Genomic DNA, 17,990 nt, shown 5'->3' on the forward strand with positions numbered 1-17,990 from the left:
GGCACGCGCATCCTTGTTTTTTGAGACAAGGCTTGCCGGCTTCTTTGTTATGCTTTTTTTGTTTTGAGTTTGGGTAGTTGGACAAAAAGAAAGGCTACATCTCGATGATTAGAGGTGAGGAACAGGTGTTCCCAACTCCAATTTGTCGGCAGGCGGAGGAAAGGCTACGAATAGGTATTCGAGGCTTTCCAAGGTAACTTTACAACAACAATTATTTAAAGGAGAAAAAATGACTAAATTAATCACAATTGGAAATCAAGAATTAATTCGTGTAGGACGTGATTACCCTTGTCCTATTTGTGGAAAACCAGATTGGTGTCTAGTCTTCGCAGATCAGTCAAAGGCAGTTTGTGCAAGAAAAATAGACCCAGACAAACCACAATTTGGTAGTGCTGGGACTATTTATGATTTGGATCCCCAAAAAGCTAAAAACGTGACTTTTGAACCTAGTTGGAAAAGTCAGCCTTTAGCAAGTATCTCAACACTTCACAAGGTAAATTCTCTTGTGATTGATGTGTTGGGATTGACTAAGAACCATGTTAAGCACTTAACAAGTGCAGAACGAGGTCTTTCTGTTGAAACTATTGCACTGCGTGGCTATGCTTCATCAACAAAGCAAACACGCCAGAAACAGGTTGATACAACAGTATCTCATCCAGCAACTATTTGGGAAAAGCTCTTTGTTGCAAATGGTCTTCCTAAAGATGCATGGCGTGGAGTGCCTGGCTTCTACTGGAATGAAAACGCAAAATGTCCTATTTTTGAATCAAAAGATGGAATTCTAATTCCATGTCGCAATTCTTGGGGACAAATTGTAGGTTTTCAAGTACGTCTTGATAACGTTAGTTATCAAGCCAAAGTAAACGAAGCCTTTCAAGAGGGACGAAATGCACGTACTGCTAAGGTCTTTCAAAATGACGACGGAAGTTTCGATTGGTATGTGTTTGCTAAAGGTTCATCACACGAACTAGCAAGTGGGACAACTAAGGAAACTAGTGTTAAACTTCGTTCTGGACTTGAGTTGACATTTAAAAAAGGGCAAAAATATGTCTTTGTTTCGTCAGCATATAAACCAGAAGGAACGAGTGCTAAGTCCTTTCCCCATTTTGCTTATTCTGATGAAGTTTTAGAACAAGCACGCTTTTCTGAAGAAGGTAAGGCAAAAGTCAATCTTATGAGTAAGGTTGATAATCTTCTAGTTACGGAAGGTCTGCTTAAGGGGGACATCACCGCATCAGTTGCGAAAAACACTCGTCTTTCTCAACTGGGCAGTATCTGTGTTATCTCTATGGCAGGAGTAGCAGCATGGCGTCCTATCTCGGACTTTATCGGAAAGACTGAACTCAAAAAGGTTAAACCAATTTATCTTGCATTTGACCAAGACTTTGAGGATAATGACTCGGTATTTGAACGTATGTATGACATGGTTCAAGATCTAGTTACTAAACAGTCTTGTACGGTTCGTGCTCTAATCTGGCCTCGCGAAAAGGGAATTGATGATTTCCTTTTGAAAGCTTCACCAGAAGAAAAGATCAGGTTCAAAACTTATAACTTATAATAGCCAGGTATGGTATAATGGAGAAAAAATATGGAGAAGTATGAGCTTGTGACAGATATCAAGAAAGTAGAGCGACTAATCTTTGAAATCAACACCATTCATAAAAAGTACTCAGAGGAGTATTTTGAAAGTGGTAAAATTGCTAAAGTTAATCTTAAGCACACTTTTGCGAAGGTACCGGTTGATGAGATTCTAAAATATCGTTTGAATCTACACGAATCTATCAACGATTATTTAATGGTAGCAGATGTCAGCGATATTAGTTACTTCTATCGAGTGAAGACATCTGAATCTATTTTAGACAAGATTGAGCGTTTTACTAAAAGACCAGAAGGATATCCAGTAAATTCGGTTTTAAATGATATTTTTGGAGCACGTGTCATTTTGCCAACATCTGTCATTACTGAAGTGATGAATCGTTTAGATGATTGGAAGGAAGAATACGGACTAAAAAATTGGTATTTAAAAGATACTGAAGACTATACTGGCATCCATGTCTACTTTAAAAACAGAAGTAATTTCTATTATCCTTGGGAATTACAAATCTGGGATAAGAATGATATTTCTCGAAATATCGAGAGTCACAAAAGACATAAACGAGATTTTGCAAGGAAACTTGATAACAATAATTAGGTTTCCTTTTTTTACGCAATAAATTGTATATCATACTATGTATAGTCTATAGTGTATCGTACATAGTACATATAAGAGAAAGAGGAAGGTAGTAGCTTTAAGCTTTACCTTCCTTTTTGCTATTAAGGAGAAAAACAATGGCAAATTTACTAGCAGTAGCACAACAAGCGACTAAAAAAGTCACTTTTCCCAAGATAAAAGAGACTGATAAAGCTTGCGATATCGTGAGGAAATTTTGCAATTATTATGCGAATATTCGCAGATATCACTGTCATGAACTTTTATCTCAAGAAGTCGGAGCACTAGCTGTAGAAGTGTTCGGACAGGATAATGTCTATACAGCCTATAAAGTCAAAGACATTATGGCTGATATTGAAACCATTGGTTATGATCAAGCTCACTTTTCGAATAAGTTAAAAAGACTGTTCGAAGGTATGAGTTTGAGAGATGAAGAAAATCAAGAACACCTTTTCGGTGAACAGATTCTTCTCACACTCCATGGGAGTAGATTACCTGCTACTAAAAGTGCAGAAGATACCAAACGCACTTTGTATCTTCTCATTGTCGACGATTCAAAGGTTAGAGTACCTTTGAAGAAAAACCTAAGTTTTTGGAGAGAGAGAAATTCACAAACAAGGTATGGACTAGTATCTTTTAGCTTTCTTGAATTGATGTCTATCCATAGTGAAGGTATCTACAAGGAATGTAGTTATTATGGAAATATCCAAAAGATAGCTAACGTTCTTAAAAGAGAGTATGAAGATGCTCTTGCAGCTAACCTTAATGCACAATATGTTAATCAGTCCACTAAGACGATAGCCAGTGTGCGTGAGGATAAAATCTTTCAAGATTATGAAATGAACAGTAACACGTCATTTCTTGATTTAGGGTTTTCAAAAGTCGAAGTTGATACTGAGCGCTATCGAGGTAGTGATTTTGACAAGGAGAAATTTAAAGTTTTAGAGAACGAATGGGAGAAGTTGTGTAATCACTTACCACATTCGACTGTAGAACCAGAACTCAAATTCCGAAAGCTAGGAAAACATAAAGCAAGCGGACTTTATGTACCAGGGTTAAATATCATGGCAGTAGATGTAAGAGATTCCTCATCATTCATACATGAGTATGGACATTATTTAGACTATACGTATGATAAAGCTGGGATCATTAGTTCTACGTCACATAGCTTTAAAGATATTCGATATATCTACAAGGCTAGCTTGCTGAAACTTATTCAAATAGCTGAGGAAACCAGAACGGATTTAGCTCAAGCTGTTCACATTAAGAAGAAGTTGGACTATTATTTGACACCAACAGAAGTGTTTGCACGTGGCTTTGAATGGTGGGTTTTTGAAACTTATACCAAGGATTCAGAATTGCTATCTGATGAAGCAACTTACTATACTCGACTAGAGTATAGGGCTTTAAGGCAATGTCGACACCTTTTGTTTGCATTTTTTGACACGTTCTTTGAGAACTATCGTGCAATGCAACCTATTTATAAGGTCGAGAAGGAGCCAAAAACACTAGTAGCTTGTCGAAAGCCACTTGAAGATAAACCAACAACTGAAGGAGAACAGTTAAGCTTGTTTGAGTTCTGAGAGGAGAAAAAATGACTGAGATGACGGTCAAAAAGTATTTGGAACCTTATTACACATTAGATAGAGTGGCATTAGGTTCAATACTAGAAACAGCTAGGAAAGGATTAGATAGACCTCTATCTCTACAAGACGTTGCAAATAGAATTGGGGTTTTTAAGGGAACTGTCAATAATTATGAAAAAGGACGGTCTATTCCTAAAGAACCGCAATTTTCGATGCTCTGTAAACTGTATAAAATTGATAAGGTTGACCTTATCAATAAAACTACAATTCTTGATAGAGATAAGGTTCTTTCCAAACGTTACGAGTTGTTGAGTACGATTCGTGAATTGCAGAAAGAAGCTGCAGAGTTAAAGCTGTTACTAGAAACAGAAAAAGGAGAAAAACAATGATTACTTACATTAAACAGGCTATGAAAGAAGCTATCGATAATAGTATCCAAGATATTACCTTCTTCCCACATGGTGAAGAATACGAGGTAGCATTTAGGAAAGCTGATGTAAAACAGGTCTATGACCACATTTCATCAGAAGATGCGGATGTTCTTTTTAAACATATAAAAGTCATGGCTAATATGATTGAAATCTCAAAACGTCGTAGCCAATTAGGTACTTGTGACTATCCGTTGGATGATGGTAGAGTTATCACCATCAGGATATCCACGGTAGGCGATTTTCGAGGCCTAGAAACGATGGCTATACGACTATTAGATTGTATCAATTCGGATGAGCATCGAGTTTCTTTGCGTGACTTTGATTTTGATAGTAGCTTGGAAAACGTACTTGAACAAGTACGCATTCCAGGCTTGCACGTCATTACTGGTCGTGCAGGTGTTGGTAAAACGACTTTAGCCTACTTGTTACTTGCTGAAGCTTTTAAAGAAGGGCAAGTGATGACAATTGAAAGACATGTCGAAATTAAGGATGTATCTTTTTGTCAGCTACAAGTCAATGAGGTTAACCGTATGGACTATGATGCTCTGGTCACTTTTGTTCCACGTTTTAATCCTAATGTCTTGTTTATTGGTGAAGCTAATACACAAGAAGAAGTAGAAGCAGTACTTAAGGCTGTTTCTGCAGGATTAAGTGTCGTTACAACAGCCTATCAAGATGACTTTTCAATCCCACATGATGTTTTAGAAATGAAACAAGGACAAGATGGGAAACGAAACGTAGCTTTTTTTAAATAGAGGAGAAAAACAATGACTATGGAAATTAATGACTTTGACCGCTTCATGGCAGTAAGCCATTTTGATGATGAAATGGCGGAGGCTCACACACCGACTGAGGATGCTATTCATAATTGGATAGTTGATCATCAAGAGGATGATGAGCTGATTGCTGGAATCCTAACACACCTTGATCGTACGATTAAGGATGCTATGCGTTACTGTATCAGAAAAGCCAGTAAATCTGACTATAAAAATGGTCAAGGGGCCATAGTTGATTATGATACGGTCTTTTCTTGGGTTAAGGAGTATTTTACTGCAGAAGAAGTAGAAATAGGTTCTGTTTTTGGTAGAATGGCTACTGGTAGTAAGAAATCAACCAAGCAACCAACTAAGAAGCCAAAAAAGAAACAGAATAAGAGCCTAACTAAAACAGAAACTAAAAAGAACCCCCCTAAAGTTGAGACTAAATCAGTAGTAGGTGAAATGACTGCTGATAGCAAGGAACCAACTAAGAAACCTAAAAAGAGCCCAAAAACAAAGAAAATGCCTAAAGAGGTTGGGAAACAGTTAGATCTTTTTTCAGATTTATCTGTTGAAGAAGGGGAATTTTAACAACAAGGAAAGAAAAAATGGTCCTAGGGCCATTTTTTTATGATTAAGGAGAAAAACAATGGCAAAAGCAAATAAGAGTATTCAAGAAATCGTTGAGAATCGTCTAAAAGTTCCTAATGGATTCTTTAAGTGGGCGAAAAATGATTTTCCTATCTATGAATGGACTAATAAGTCTAGGACAATTATTTCTTCAGACCGAAAAAAATTCTCGGAAAAGGTTACAAAACGCTTATCACTTAACAGCCGTTTAACCTTTGTAGGTGATACTTTTTACTATGTCTGGATGGGAGCCACAAAGAAACGCATTGAAATGCAAATGTATGCAGTGACTCAATCATTTGAAGAAGGAAAAGAAAAGTTTGACGTAAGCCTTTATAACTTTTATCAGCTTGCCAACAATAAGATGGTAAAAGCACACTGGGATCCATATCTTTCAGCTAAAAAAGGTAAAGAAATCTATAGTACTGGATTCCAAAATCAGAGAAATGCTCTCTTTTTTGGCTCTGGTGCATTTAGTGTCTATACGCTTTATGGTAGTATGGAAAGTCTTATTCAGAAGTTACAAACAAAATCTGAGTTGAGATATTTAGATTTTGGACACGTGATTAAAGATAATTTTGAGATAAGCTCAGTGCTACCTCATATCTATAAATATCGAGAACGTATTGAATTCGCTCAAAAAATAAAGGCGCGTGGAGTAGTCAAAGAATTGGTAGGTACTACGTTTTATAGTTCTTATTACTCATGTAGTCTTGGACATAAGCATGCAAATATGGGTAAGGTTACCATGAACTTCCTCAAAAGGAATAAACAGTATTTAAAAAATACGGATATGAATGTCGAAAAGGCATTTTTCGAGGAAGATATGCGTAGACAATATGGTCGAACGTTCGAGGGTTTATACGAGTTACTTATAAATGCTATGGTTCCTAACAGGATGCCACTAATTAAGCGTTTAAATAGTATCTTACCATCCACGGTGAAACCAATTCGTTTCATTAACTGGATGATAAAAAATGAGATCTGTCTTCGTGATTATGAGGACTATCGAGAAATGGTAGAAGCTCTGGGAATTCCATTTGATGGAGATTATGTAGTTATACCTAAAAATTGGGAAAACAAACATACAGAGATTGTCGAAAATTATTCGGTTCTTCTCGAGAATCAACTAGAACGTGGGACTCATTTACGTGTAACTAATGCCGTAAGTAATTTGAGAGCGGAGAAAAGACGATGTGAGGAAGAAAAGAAAGAGGTGAAGTTGAGAATTGTAACAGCTGAACGCTTGGCAAACATGATGAAGGCTCAGACAACATTTGACAAGTATGCATTTATTTTTCCTAAAAATGAAAGTGAAATTGTCAGAGAGGGGAAACACCTACATCACTGTGTTGGAAGGTATACAAAGGAACACTTTGTCTACGGTTCCTCTATTATTGTCTTCGTACGTGATAAAACTGACAGAGAAACTCCTCTTTATACCCTAGAATTGAAAAATAATAGGATTATTCAACTGAGAGGAGAACGGAACAAAGCTGCAGATGAAGAGGCTAAGAAAGAAGCAGAACAATTTTTAGCCCATTGTGGAAAGCTTAAAATTCAGTTTTAGATAAAAGGAGAAAGCTAGAATCGTCAATAGGTTATTAGTCAATCTCGATTTTTCTGTGCTATACTAAAGAAAACATTAGATGTATTCTCTAGTAAAATGCTGGGAGGACAATAAAAGTTATGAAATTGACTATTATTATATATAACAACAAAAGGATGATTGGGAAATACCTAGTTGATACGGTTAGTGAGACTATAGAAACGTTTGTAAGAAAAGATGATTATCTGTTAAATACAGAATTCACTTATGAACGTATGGTAGACTTTCTAAAAGGGCGTCAAATTGATTTTGGGCGAAAAAATCGAAAAGAGCTTTTAGGCTATACTTATAAAGCTCCAGATGTCTGGCATGAAATTGCCATGACACACGGTTTTGATACCGATGATTTTTATTGGATATCAATACCAGAACTCAACGATGAAACGTTTGTTTTAGAAGACCATCATCCTAACTTAGGAAGACGATAAACAATTACTTTAACGAAAAAGAAAGACTTGGTATTACACCAGGTCTTTTTTAGTTTTAAGGAGAAAGAACAACAATGGAAGAACAAAAACAAAATAAAACAATGACTAAAGTAGAAAAGGTTCAAGCTAACCTTTCTGCCATTAAACTTGTGAAAGCACTAGAAGCAGATAACCGTCTAGCTGACAGTGCCGAACAAGAAATTCTCTCTAACTATGTTGGTTGGGGAGGACTAGCTAACGATTTCTTTGATAGTAAGATTAATCGTTTTGCAAAAGAACGTGATGAGCTAAAAAGTCTTGTCACTAAAGAAGAATATCGTGCGATGGAAATGAGCTCCCTTACGGCTTACTACACAAGTCCAGAGATTGCTACTGCAATGTGGGATAAGATTGTAGAAAGTGGTTTTAAAGGAGGTAATATTCTTGATCCATCAATGGGTACTGGTATCTTCTTTGAAACAATGCCAGAGGATATCAAGAAGAATTCTACTCTTTATGGAATTGAACTTGATACCATTACAGGTGCTATTGCTAAACACCTTCATCAAGATGCTACTGTTTTAGTCCAAGGATTTGAAACAGTAAACTTTGAAGGGACACCATTTGACTTGGTCATTACGAATGTTCCGTTTGCGGATGTTCGCATTGTCGATAAGGCTTATGATAATAAACCTTATCGTATTCATGATTACTTCTTTAAGAAAGCTATCGATTTGGTACCCTATCATGGGATGGTTGCAGCTATCACTTCAACTGGTACTGCAGATAAGAGTGCTGGTTCAATTCTGCCAGAACTCCGTCGTAGCGGAACTCAGTTTTTAGGTGGTGTCCGCTTACCAAATACTGCTTTTAAAGATGCTGGAACACGAGTGGTAACAGATATCCTATTTTTCCAAAAAGGAGCTTTTATCCCTGTTCCCGATAATAATATCGACTTCTGGTCTTCAGATAGAAATAAACTCCCTTTTGATAAACGTGTCTCACTCAATCCCTATTTCTTCCAGGATGCTATTTGTAAAAATCCTTGTGTCCTAGGTGATTATCAGGTACGTAATTTCAATGGTGGAACACTGGATCTTGTGGTAGATAGCTCTTTTGACTTAGCTTCAGAACTTCAAGAAGCACTATCAAAAGTAACAGTGCCTTTCGAAGTGGAGAGACTAGAACCTCGTGATATTATCCTTAAAGAAGAAGTGAATCATCTTGACCAAGACTTACTTGCTTCACTTGATATTCGATTGAACGAGTATGCTTGTGATAAAAATGGGCGTGTCTATTATCGTGATAACACGTCTATCCGTCCTAGCTCACGCGCAGCTGAAATGATTTTTTATCAAGACGAACAAGGACAGTTCGTAAAATATGATGATAAATACAAAGAAGAAGCCATTTTAGACTTTGAAGCAGCAGTAGAAGTAGACCCTAATATTGTTACGAATACATGGGTAAGTCAAACACCTTCTAAAGCAGCTAAAAGTAAAGGGCTTTACAAAGGTATTTATTTCTATGAAACACCCCTTACGGATACAGAAAACAAGCGTATTCGTGGCATGGTTGCTATCAAAAATGCGTATCAAGCCATTATAGATATTCAAATGACGATAGACTATGATGAAGGAAAATTCAAACAACTGCTTGCAACACTTAATCAAGCCTACGATACTTTCAAGAAGAAGTATGGTTATATCAATCAAGCGGTGAATGCTCGCCTCTTTGACCGAGATGATCGTTATCCTCTTATCGCTAGTCTTGAATTAGAGGAGTTGGACGAGAATGACAGCTCAAAGGTAGTTTTTGTGAAGTCAGATGCTTTTAAAAAGCCAACTATTCGTCCTAAAAAACACCTCCATCAAGTGATGTCAGCAGTAGAAGCCTTGAATGTGTCGCTTTCAGAAGGTCGTGGCGTTGATTTGAACCTCATGAGTTCTGTCTATCCAGATGTTTCAGAAGATATGATGATTTCAGAACTGGGTGAGACAGTGATGATTGATGTGGAACGCTATATTGATGATAAGACTGTACACTATGTTACTAAGGATAAATTCCTTTCAGGTGATGTTCTTGCTAAACGTGATTGCATTAACTCTCTCATTGAAGACGGAGATACACAAGCGGATTGGGAACGTTATTTGGAATTGATTTTATCTGTTGTACCAGAACCAGTTGTCTTATCTGATATTGATTTCAGCATTGGTTCTAGCTGGATTCCTAGTAACGTCGTTTCTCAATGGGTGTTTAATGAATTGTTGGATGAAAAGGTTGGTCTCCACTTTGAAGAAGCTAAATCACTATTAGTGAAATCCAGAATCGGACGAGGTTTCAACGAACGCTTGTTAAACTGCTATATGAGTCGTCAATCTAACCTGCGTTTAGGTCTACGTGATGAGTACAATAAAAGCTACTCACACGCAACAGATATTGTGGCTCACTTGCTTACAAGTAATCAACCAACAATCATGCGTAACTTTGGTACGACTGAAAACCCTATACGTAAGGTTGATGAAGTGGCTACAGCAAACCTACGTGAGTGTGAACGTGTTCTACAAGAAAGCTTTAAGAACTTTATTCATGAAAATCCAACAGTCCAAGAAGTGATTGAGGATACCTATAATGAAGTCTTTAATCGCTATGTGACACGTCAATATGACGGAAGTCTCTTGGAATTTGATGGGTTGGCTAAAGGAGTAGAGCTTCGCCCTCACCAAAAGAATGCCGTACAACGTATTCTTGAAGAGAGACGTGCACTGCTTGCTCACGAAGTGGGTACTGGTAAGACACTAACCATGATTTCAGCAGCTTTCAAGATGAAAGAGCTTGGGCTTATTCATAAACCATTGTTTGTGGTTCCATCTAGTCTAACAGCACAATTTGGTCAAGAAATTATGCGTTTCTACCCTACCAAGAAAGTGTTTGTTACGACTGAGCAGGACTTTGAAAAGTCACGCCGTCGCTTGTTCGTTTCTCGTATTCTAACGAGCGACTATGATGGTATTGTGATTGGGCATTCTCAATTTGAGAAAGTTCGTGTCTCACAAGAACGTGAACAAGCCTTTATTTCTGAAAAGATTGATGAGCTTGATGAAATCATTAGTTACGCAAAAGCTAATGACGACAAAATTACTTTTAAGCAAGCACAATCTATGCGTAGAAGTCTTGAGGCAAGCCTAGAGACGTTGCTTGAAAATAAGACTGGTATTGATGAGTTTATCAACTTTGAGAGCCTTGGTATTGATATGCTCTTTGTTGATGAAGCCCACGGGTACAAAAATGTCCGTCCTATGACACGTTTGGGGAACGTTGCTGGTATTACCAACCGTACCTCAAAAAAGAATATGGATATGGAAATGAAGGTGCGCGTGCTTCAAGAAGAGCATGATACACGTCACGTTGTCTTTGCGACTGGAACACCAGTTTCCAACTCAATTAGCGAAATGTATACGATGATGAATTATCTTCAACCAGATGTCATGGAACATTTCGGTGTCAGTTTCTTTGATGCTTGGGTTGGTGCCTTTGGGATTGTTGAGAATAGTCTCGAGCTTAATCCAACCGGAGATAAGTACATTTCACGTAAACGCTTTGCTAAATTTATGAATCTTCCTGAGCTGATGGCGATTTATCGTCAGACTGCAGATATCCAAATGACTGAAGACCTTAATCTTCCAGTTCCAATGGTAGAAAAGGTAGCGGTTGAAAGTCAGTTGACTGAGAACCAAAAAGTTTATTTGGACGAGCTTGTAGAACGCTCAGACCGAGTTAAAAATGGGAGTGTGGATCCTAGTGAAGATAATATGCTCAAAATCACTAGTGAAGCCAGAAAGTTGGCTTTAGATATGCGTTTGCTTGATGCAGAGCTCTATGTAAGAGCTGATGCAGATAAACTCATGCAAGTGGTTGAGCGAGTGGATAAGATTTATCACATGGAAGCTAAGCATAAAGGGACACAGATGATTTTTTCTGACCTTGGAACTCCTAATGGCAAAGGATTCTCTGTTTACCAAGAGTTGAAAGATTTGCTTGTTGAACGTGGGATTCCAGAAGAAGAGATTGCTTTTATTCACGATGCTGCTAACAAAAAGGCTAAGCTCCAACTTCAACGTCAAATGAATGCTGGTGAGATTCGTATTCTCATGGCCTCAACGGAAAAAGGGGGAACCGGTCTTAACGTCCAACGTCGTATGAAAGCCGTTCATCATCTCGATGTTCCTTGGAAGCCGTCTGATATTATCCAACGTAATGGACGCTTGGTTCGTCAAGGAAATATATACCGTAAGGTAAATATTTTCCACTATATCACTAAAGGAAGTTTTGATAACTACCTTTGGCAGATTCAAGAAACAAAGCTTCGTTATATTACGCAAATCATGACCAGTCGTACACCGATGCGAGCTTCAGAGGATATTGACGAGCAAACACTCTCAGCCTCTGAATTTAAAGCCATTGCGACAGGCAATCCATATCTTAAACTTAAGATGGAACTTGATAACGAATTTGAGTTGTTGTCTAATCGTCGTAAGGCTTGGAAACGTGATATTGCTTTGTCTCAAAAACGTATTAAGCAAGCCCTTAAAGATAAGGAAAATTACGAGAAGAAACTTTCTCTATTAGTCCAGGATAAAGAGCTTGCAGAAAAGACAAGACCTTGGAAAGAAGTGGTTGAAAAAGAAGATGGTAAGAAATATGAGGTTGAGCATAACCCATTTGTTATGACATTTGAACCAGATGGATACGAAGCAACTAAGAAAGATGTTGCAGGAAATCAACTGAACTATGCTATGCAGATGAATGTTGCCTCTGATCCACTCCATATGAAAATGACAACCCTTGCTCATTATCGTGGTTTTGTCCTTCGTGCGTTGGAGCAAAAATCACCTTGGCAACCAGAACGCATGCTTGACCTACATATTATTGGTCAAAACAGCTATGCCGTTCGTCTAGACTTTGCGAGTGGTATTGGGACTATCCAACGTATCAACAATGTTATTGATGGTATGGATAAACAAGCCAAACTCTTGCAGGAAAACATTGACCGTTGTGCAGATACTATTAATCGAGGAGAAGCTGCAGATGTTTTTGCGGACCAAGCTCGTCTCGACTATGTATCAGCTAAACGTGCCATTGTTAATCCTCTTATCGAAGTCGAGGACGAGTCTAAGAAGCCTACTGTAGAACAAATTGAAGAAGCAATCAATGCTTTTGAATTGCAGTATAAGGCAGACCATCCAGAAATGGATGAGGACTCTGATGTAAAAGTTAGCTCAATCACGGAGGAATATAGTGCTAGCTATGATTCTGATGAAGAAAGCGAACTTGTTGAAGTTATTGCTGAGTCAGTAGATGAAGCAGAAACTGGCTTTGAGGAAGAAGTAGTAGTTGTTCAAGAAATCGTTGAAGAAACGACTCATGTCGTTGTTTCACAAGAAGTTCTTGATATGGCTGATGACTTCCTAGAAAGTATTTCTGAACTCTTTGGCATGACTGAAGAACATAATGACAATGTATCTACAGAATTAGTTTATGAAACCTCATCTGTTAATGAGGTAGTAGAAGCAGAAGTAGAAGTCTACGAAGAAATTTCACTATTTGACTTCGTTTAATCACAAAAAAGGATAATATCTTCTTGAGGAGATGTTATCCTTTTTTATTATTGATTGTCATAAATTGAAATGTTTCAGATATTTGGAATAGCCGTCTGTTCAATATTTGGTTAGAAATTTTCTTTATGTTCAAAAGGGGTCAGAATGCCTCCTTTTGAATAAAGTTTATAAAAAAGGTAGTGATGAAAATATTATAATAATTACCTCAAAAAGAAGTATGTATAAGTTAAATTGTTTTTTCATACTCAAACCTCTCGGCAAGAAACAAGAATAAGAGCTAGAAAATTTAGACAGTAGACAAACACTATTTTGAGTGTTTCTCTTTTTTAAGTCACCTAGTCTGAATTTAAGGGATTAATTTTATAATAAGAAGGTATTGGATTGTAAAATAGCTACAAAAAATGAAATTTGAGAGATTGCTTTTTATAAAGCGATATTTTATTTAACATTTTAAAAATACTAATAAAAAAGAAATATAAAAAAACAATATTTGCACTTTTTACTCACTAAAAATAAAGATATATTGTTTACAATAAGAGCGTAGAAAATATTTACTACATACTAACAGAAGGGAGAATGATTGCCATGAAAAACTCAAAAGATATTTTGAACAATGCTATCGAAGAAGTTTCTGAAAAAGAACTTATGGAAGTAGCTGGTGGTAAAAGAGGTACAGGTTGGTTTGCAACTATTACTGATGACTGTCCAAACTCAGTATTCGTTTGTTGTTAATCAAAACAATCTTGATAAGTGGACTAAAAATTTCCTGTTTAGACTTAGTCTAGGCAGGATTTTTGAGTAATGGTAGGATAAATATGATAAAAAGAGATGAATTAAAGTCAGAATACCAACAACATCAGTTTTACGAATACTTTAACTCAATTTTTAATTACGACATACTAGATACTTCTATTAGTGAAAATATTTATTTATTGAGGAAAACGACACATAAGTTATTTTATAGTGAGTTTGAAAATCAGTTATTTGAAACCGTAATGTTCCTTTCAATGAAAACGCTAGTTTTAGATATAAATAATTTTTCCAAGGAAATTGGAAATAAGTCAGAGGCGTATGAGCAATATATACAGCAAATAAAGGAAGAAAATGGAATAAATAATTTTTTTGATAGGTATCCGTATTTGTTAAAACAAATCAATAGAGAAGTCAGATTAATAGAAGAATCATATTCTTTACTATTTGATAGATTTTTAAAAGACTTGTCTGAGTTAAGATCGTGTTTTAATATTACTGAACCCCTAAGTAATGTTGAGTTTTCACTTGGAGATAGTCATTCCCAAAAACAAACAGTTGTTAAGATTGAATTTAAAGAGAAATCCATTTACTACAAGCCTAAAAGTTATGATTCATACAACATTTTGTTAGAACTTATTAGTTTATTGAAATCTAATAATATACCCTCTTTCAGTCTTCCTGAAAGCTTAATTAAAGCGGATTATTGTTGGCAACTCGGTGTGGATTATATAAATTCTAATAATGATGAAGTAAAGAGAATATACCTTAAGTATGGTGTTTTAGCAGCATTTTCTGAAATTTTTTCCATTACGGACTTACATATGGAAAATGTGATTGTTTCAGGCGGAGATTTATATTTAATTGATGTTGAAACATTTTTTCAAAGAAAGTTGAATGTACAAACTAATAATTTTGAAGGGATTACTGTTGATACTTATCAGAGAATTTATGAGACATCACTTTCAAATGGTTTATTTCCTGTACAATTTGAGAAAAACAGCGCTCCTAACATTTCTGGAATAAGTGGAAAAGGTGGAAAAAGAAAAAAGGGGAAGTATGAACTGATAAATAAAAATCGTGGGGATATGAAGTTAGTGAAAACTGACTATTTTCAGGAAGATAGCTATAATATTCCAACATTAAATGAGAAAATGGTGGAACCTCTCGACTATGCTAATGAGGTAATTGCAGGATTTAGAGCATGCTATGCATTTCTCATGTCGCAACGTGCAAAGGTTAAAAAAATTTTAGAAGGTTTCCCGAAATTGAAAACTAGAGCCATATTCAGAAATACTTCCGACTATGGAAAATTTTTGCAAGCCTCTACGAATCCAAAATATCTTTTCTCAGAAAAAAAGAGGGAGAATTTATTTTCGATACTATATGAGTCAAAACATATTGAACAATTTATTGTTGATAATGAAATTAAAGATTTAATGAATGGTGATATTCCTTACTTTTCAGTGGATACCAGTGGAAATGTATATAATTCTTTAGGAACAGTAATTGGAAATCTAGGAGAGACAACCTCGTTATTTGATAATATAGCTACCCTGAATGATGAAAGAATGAAGTTCACTTGTGAATTGATTGGAATAGTCTTGAAAAAACCGATTAAGCATTGGGAGAGGAAAGAAGGGAAATCTTATTATTTTCCATTAATATCCTCAAAACAAAGTTTTAATGAGGAAATCTTAGACAGCGTTAGACAGATATTTATTGATGCAAATAAGAATAGTTTTTCTTCGGAGGAGGAGATGACATGGCTCAATATTGATATTACAGAGACTGAACAATGGGTAATATCTCCTCAGAACATTACCTTATATAATGGATTGATTGGGAATGCCTTATGTTATTTATATGCTTATCAAATTCTTGGTGAAGAGCAATATCTAGTATCATTAAATAAGATATTGAAAACACTGGAAACCACGAAGAATCTTATAGAAACTAGTGATATGTCAGTTTTTTTAGGAAAAGGAGGTTTGATTTATCTATACTTTAGTTTGTGGAGAAGACTTAAATTACCTCAATACCAAAAATTATATTTAGACATAATCAAAGAATTTTCCAGCCAGTCACTGGAGGAGCAAAATATAGATTATATTTCTGGAGTGTCAGGTTTATTAGTTGTTCTATGCAACATATATAATGTAGAGCAAAATAAAACAGTATATCATTTAATTAATAGGATATCTGAATTTATTATTGATAATGTAAAAAAAGAAGATGGTAAGGTTTATTGGGTATCGGATTTTTCAGATTCAGAAATTCTAAATGGACTATCTCACGGACAATCTGGAATTGCATATGCATTACTTTTATCATGGAAAATCAATAAAAATTATAATTATTTTAAAATAGCGAAGTCAGCTATTGATTTTGAAAATACCCGTATTTCTGATGGAAATTGGATTGATTTTAGAAATAAAGGAAAACGTTCAGAGTTAGGAATGCCAGAACCTATTTATTGGTGTCATGGTGCAACAGGTATCGGATTAACGAGATATAGAGAATCAAAATGGTTAAACGATAAAAAGTTGAAAAATAATTATGAAATGGCTAAACAAACGGTATTAAATAATGGTTATTTGAATTCGGATTGCCTTTGTCACGGGAAAATGGGCAACATGGAATTATTTATGAATTTAGATGACTCCTTGAAAAGTGAAGTAGATATAGAAGGTATCCTGCTTAATATTGTTCGTAATTCTCAAAAATTTGGTTGGGAATCTGGCTTGCCACAACACACAAGAGTGTTTAATATGATGGTTGGTGAAATAGGGATAGCATATCAGTTGCTTAGATATATATCCAATTATGAAGTACCATCATTATTGTTATTAGATGTTCCAAAAGGGAGTATTGAAAATGAAAAAGATTACACCGATTGAACAAACAACTTCTACTGAATGTGGATTATGTTGTTTATATATGATGTTAGATTATTTTGATATTCCAGAAACATATTTTAATTTGAAACAACAAGTCGATTTAGGGAGAAATGGACTGAGTATAAAGAATATCTCAGATATTGCTTCTATCTACGGAGTTACTTGTAAGACTTATCGTTTTTCCAAATATCCTGAAAACTTACCTGTCATGGTATTTGTTTTAGATTCGCATTTTGTAATTTTAGAGGATATCCGTAATGATGTCTTTACTATTGTTGACCCTGCTGTTGGGAAATATGTCTTAGCAAAGAATGAATTTTTTGAATTGTCTCCTAAATTTTATACCGAATTTTTTTATGATAAGGTGACTAATTCTTCAAAAAAAATAGTCAAACGAGGGTTGGTTGGCAGAAACGTAAAGGAAATGATATTTGTAAATAGGAAGGATATTTTTTTAACCATTCTATATACTCTGATTTTTCAGATTATCACAGTGTCAATTCCATTTTTTATAAGGGGAATTATTGATGGAAATTGGGTTTTCCTTAAAAAGTTTGGCTATTTAGAAAGTGCCGTCCTACTTTCTATAATAATTTTTTTTCAGGGAGGATTTTATTTTCTAAAGAATATCTCCCTAGTGAAATTGCAAAATAAATTTCACAGCACTATTTCAGAAAAGTTTGTGACTAAGTTATTGAAACTTCCCATAGAATATATTGGAAAAATAGATAAAACAGACATCATTCATAGATATAATGGTTTGATGATTGTGAGGGAGTTACTATCAGAAAGAATTATTTCTATCTGGTTGGATATTATCTTAATGTTTGCGAGTATTAGTTATATCACATATGTTTCCACACCTTTGGGAATTATATTAGGTATAGTTTTTATTGTAGAAATGATGATTTTTTTCCTGTCACTAAGCATTAAACAAGAAAAGTTAGGTAAAGAAGTTTTAAGACAAAAGAACTCTTTACAAACATTCTTTTCACTGATGGACGGGCTATTTCTTTTTAAAGCTAAAAATTCTGAAAAAGAACTTTTGTCAAAATGGGAGAAAAGTTTTAAGGCTTTCTCTTATACACCTCT

The 17,990-nt window shown here is 35.6% G+C and carries 12 protein-coding genes; all 12 read left to right on the plus strand.

Annotation, left to right across the window (positions count from 1 at the left end; all coding sequences use genetic code 11):
- Positions 1-229 precede the first annotated feature (229 nt).
- The gene (locus H7U04_RS10705; RefSeq protein WP_110981381.1) at positions 230-1,558 is read left to right on the plus strand and encodes a DUF3854 domain-containing protein; all 1,329 of its coding nucleotides are present in this window, start codon (positions 230-232) and stop codon (positions 1,556-1,558) included.
- Positions 1,559-1,588: 30 nt separating this feature from the next.
- Positions 1,589-2,191 carry a GTP pyrophosphokinase gene (locus tag H7U04_RS10710; RefSeq protein WP_070578280.1) on the plus strand — a complete coding sequence of 201 codons (603 nt, stop codon included), beginning with the start codon at positions 1,589-1,591 and terminating at the stop codon, positions 2,189-2,191.
- Positions 2,192-2,328: 137 nt separating this feature from the next.
- Entirely contained in the window at positions 2,329-3,792 is a 1,464-nt protein-coding gene (locus H7U04_RS10715) for a hypothetical protein (RefSeq protein WP_110981372.1), read from the plus strand.
- Between the two features lie 11 nt (positions 3,793-3,803).
- Positions 3,804-4,184, plus strand: coding sequence for a helix-turn-helix domain-containing protein (locus tag H7U04_RS10720; protein ID WP_110981371.1), 381 nt, complete (start codon positions 3,804-3,806; stop codon positions 4,182-4,184).
- The gene (locus H7U04_RS10725) at positions 4,181-4,981 is read left to right on the plus strand and encodes an ATPase, T2SS/T4P/T4SS family (RefSeq protein ID WP_110981370.1); all 801 of its coding nucleotides are present in this window, start codon (positions 4,181-4,183) and stop codon (positions 4,979-4,981) included. Before H7U04_RS10720 ends, H7U04_RS10725 begins: the two co-directional genes overlap by 4 nt.
- Before the next feature lie 12 nt (positions 4,982-4,993).
- Positions 4,994-5,575 carry a Cas9 inhibitor AcrIIA9 family protein gene (locus H7U04_RS10730; RefSeq protein WP_110981369.1) on the plus strand — a complete coding sequence of 194 codons (582 nt, stop codon included), beginning with the start codon at positions 4,994-4,996 and terminating at the stop codon, positions 5,573-5,575.
- A gap of 58 nt (positions 5,576-5,633) precedes the next feature.
- A complete protein-coding gene (locus H7U04_RS10735) occupies positions 5,634-7,184 on the plus strand; it encodes a PcfJ domain-containing protein (protein WP_110981368.1) in 1,551 nt (516 codons plus the stop codon).
- 119 nt (positions 7,185-7,303) lie between these two features.
- Positions 7,304-7,651: a hypothetical protein gene (locus tag H7U04_RS10740; RefSeq protein WP_110981367.1), complete on the plus strand. Its 348-nt coding sequence runs from the start codon at positions 7,304-7,306 to the stop codon at positions 7,649-7,651.
- Between the two features lie 74 nt (positions 7,652-7,725).
- Positions 7,726-13,248, plus strand: a complete 5,523-nt coding sequence (locus tag H7U04_RS10745) for an SNF2-related protein (protein ID WP_110981366.1) — start codon at positions 7,726-7,728, stop codon at positions 13,246-13,248.
- Positions 13,249-13,824: 576 nt separating this feature from the next.
- A complete protein-coding gene (locus tag H7U04_RS10750; protein WP_002887181.1) occupies positions 13,825-13,980 on the plus strand; it encodes a type A2 lanthipeptide in 156 nt (51 codons plus the stop codon).
- Positions 13,981-14,063: 83 nt separating this feature from the next.
- Positions 14,064-16,898: a salivaricin biosynthesis lanthionine synthetase SalM gene (gene salM / locus H7U04_RS10755; RefSeq protein ID WP_110981365.1), complete on the plus strand. Its 2,835-nt coding sequence runs from the start codon at positions 14,064-14,066 to the stop codon at positions 16,896-16,898.
- Positions 16,876-17,990 (plus strand): cysteine peptidase family C39 domain-containing protein (locus H7U04_RS10760; protein ID WP_260315579.1); only part of this gene is annotated, 1,115 nt, incomplete at its 3' end. The genes salM and H7U04_RS10760, both read left to right, overlap by 23 nt.

This window comes from Streptococcus sp. 22.1, assembly GCF_016648645.1.
Classification (GTDB): Bacteria; Bacillota; Bacilli; order Lactobacillales; family Streptococcaceae; genus Streptococcus.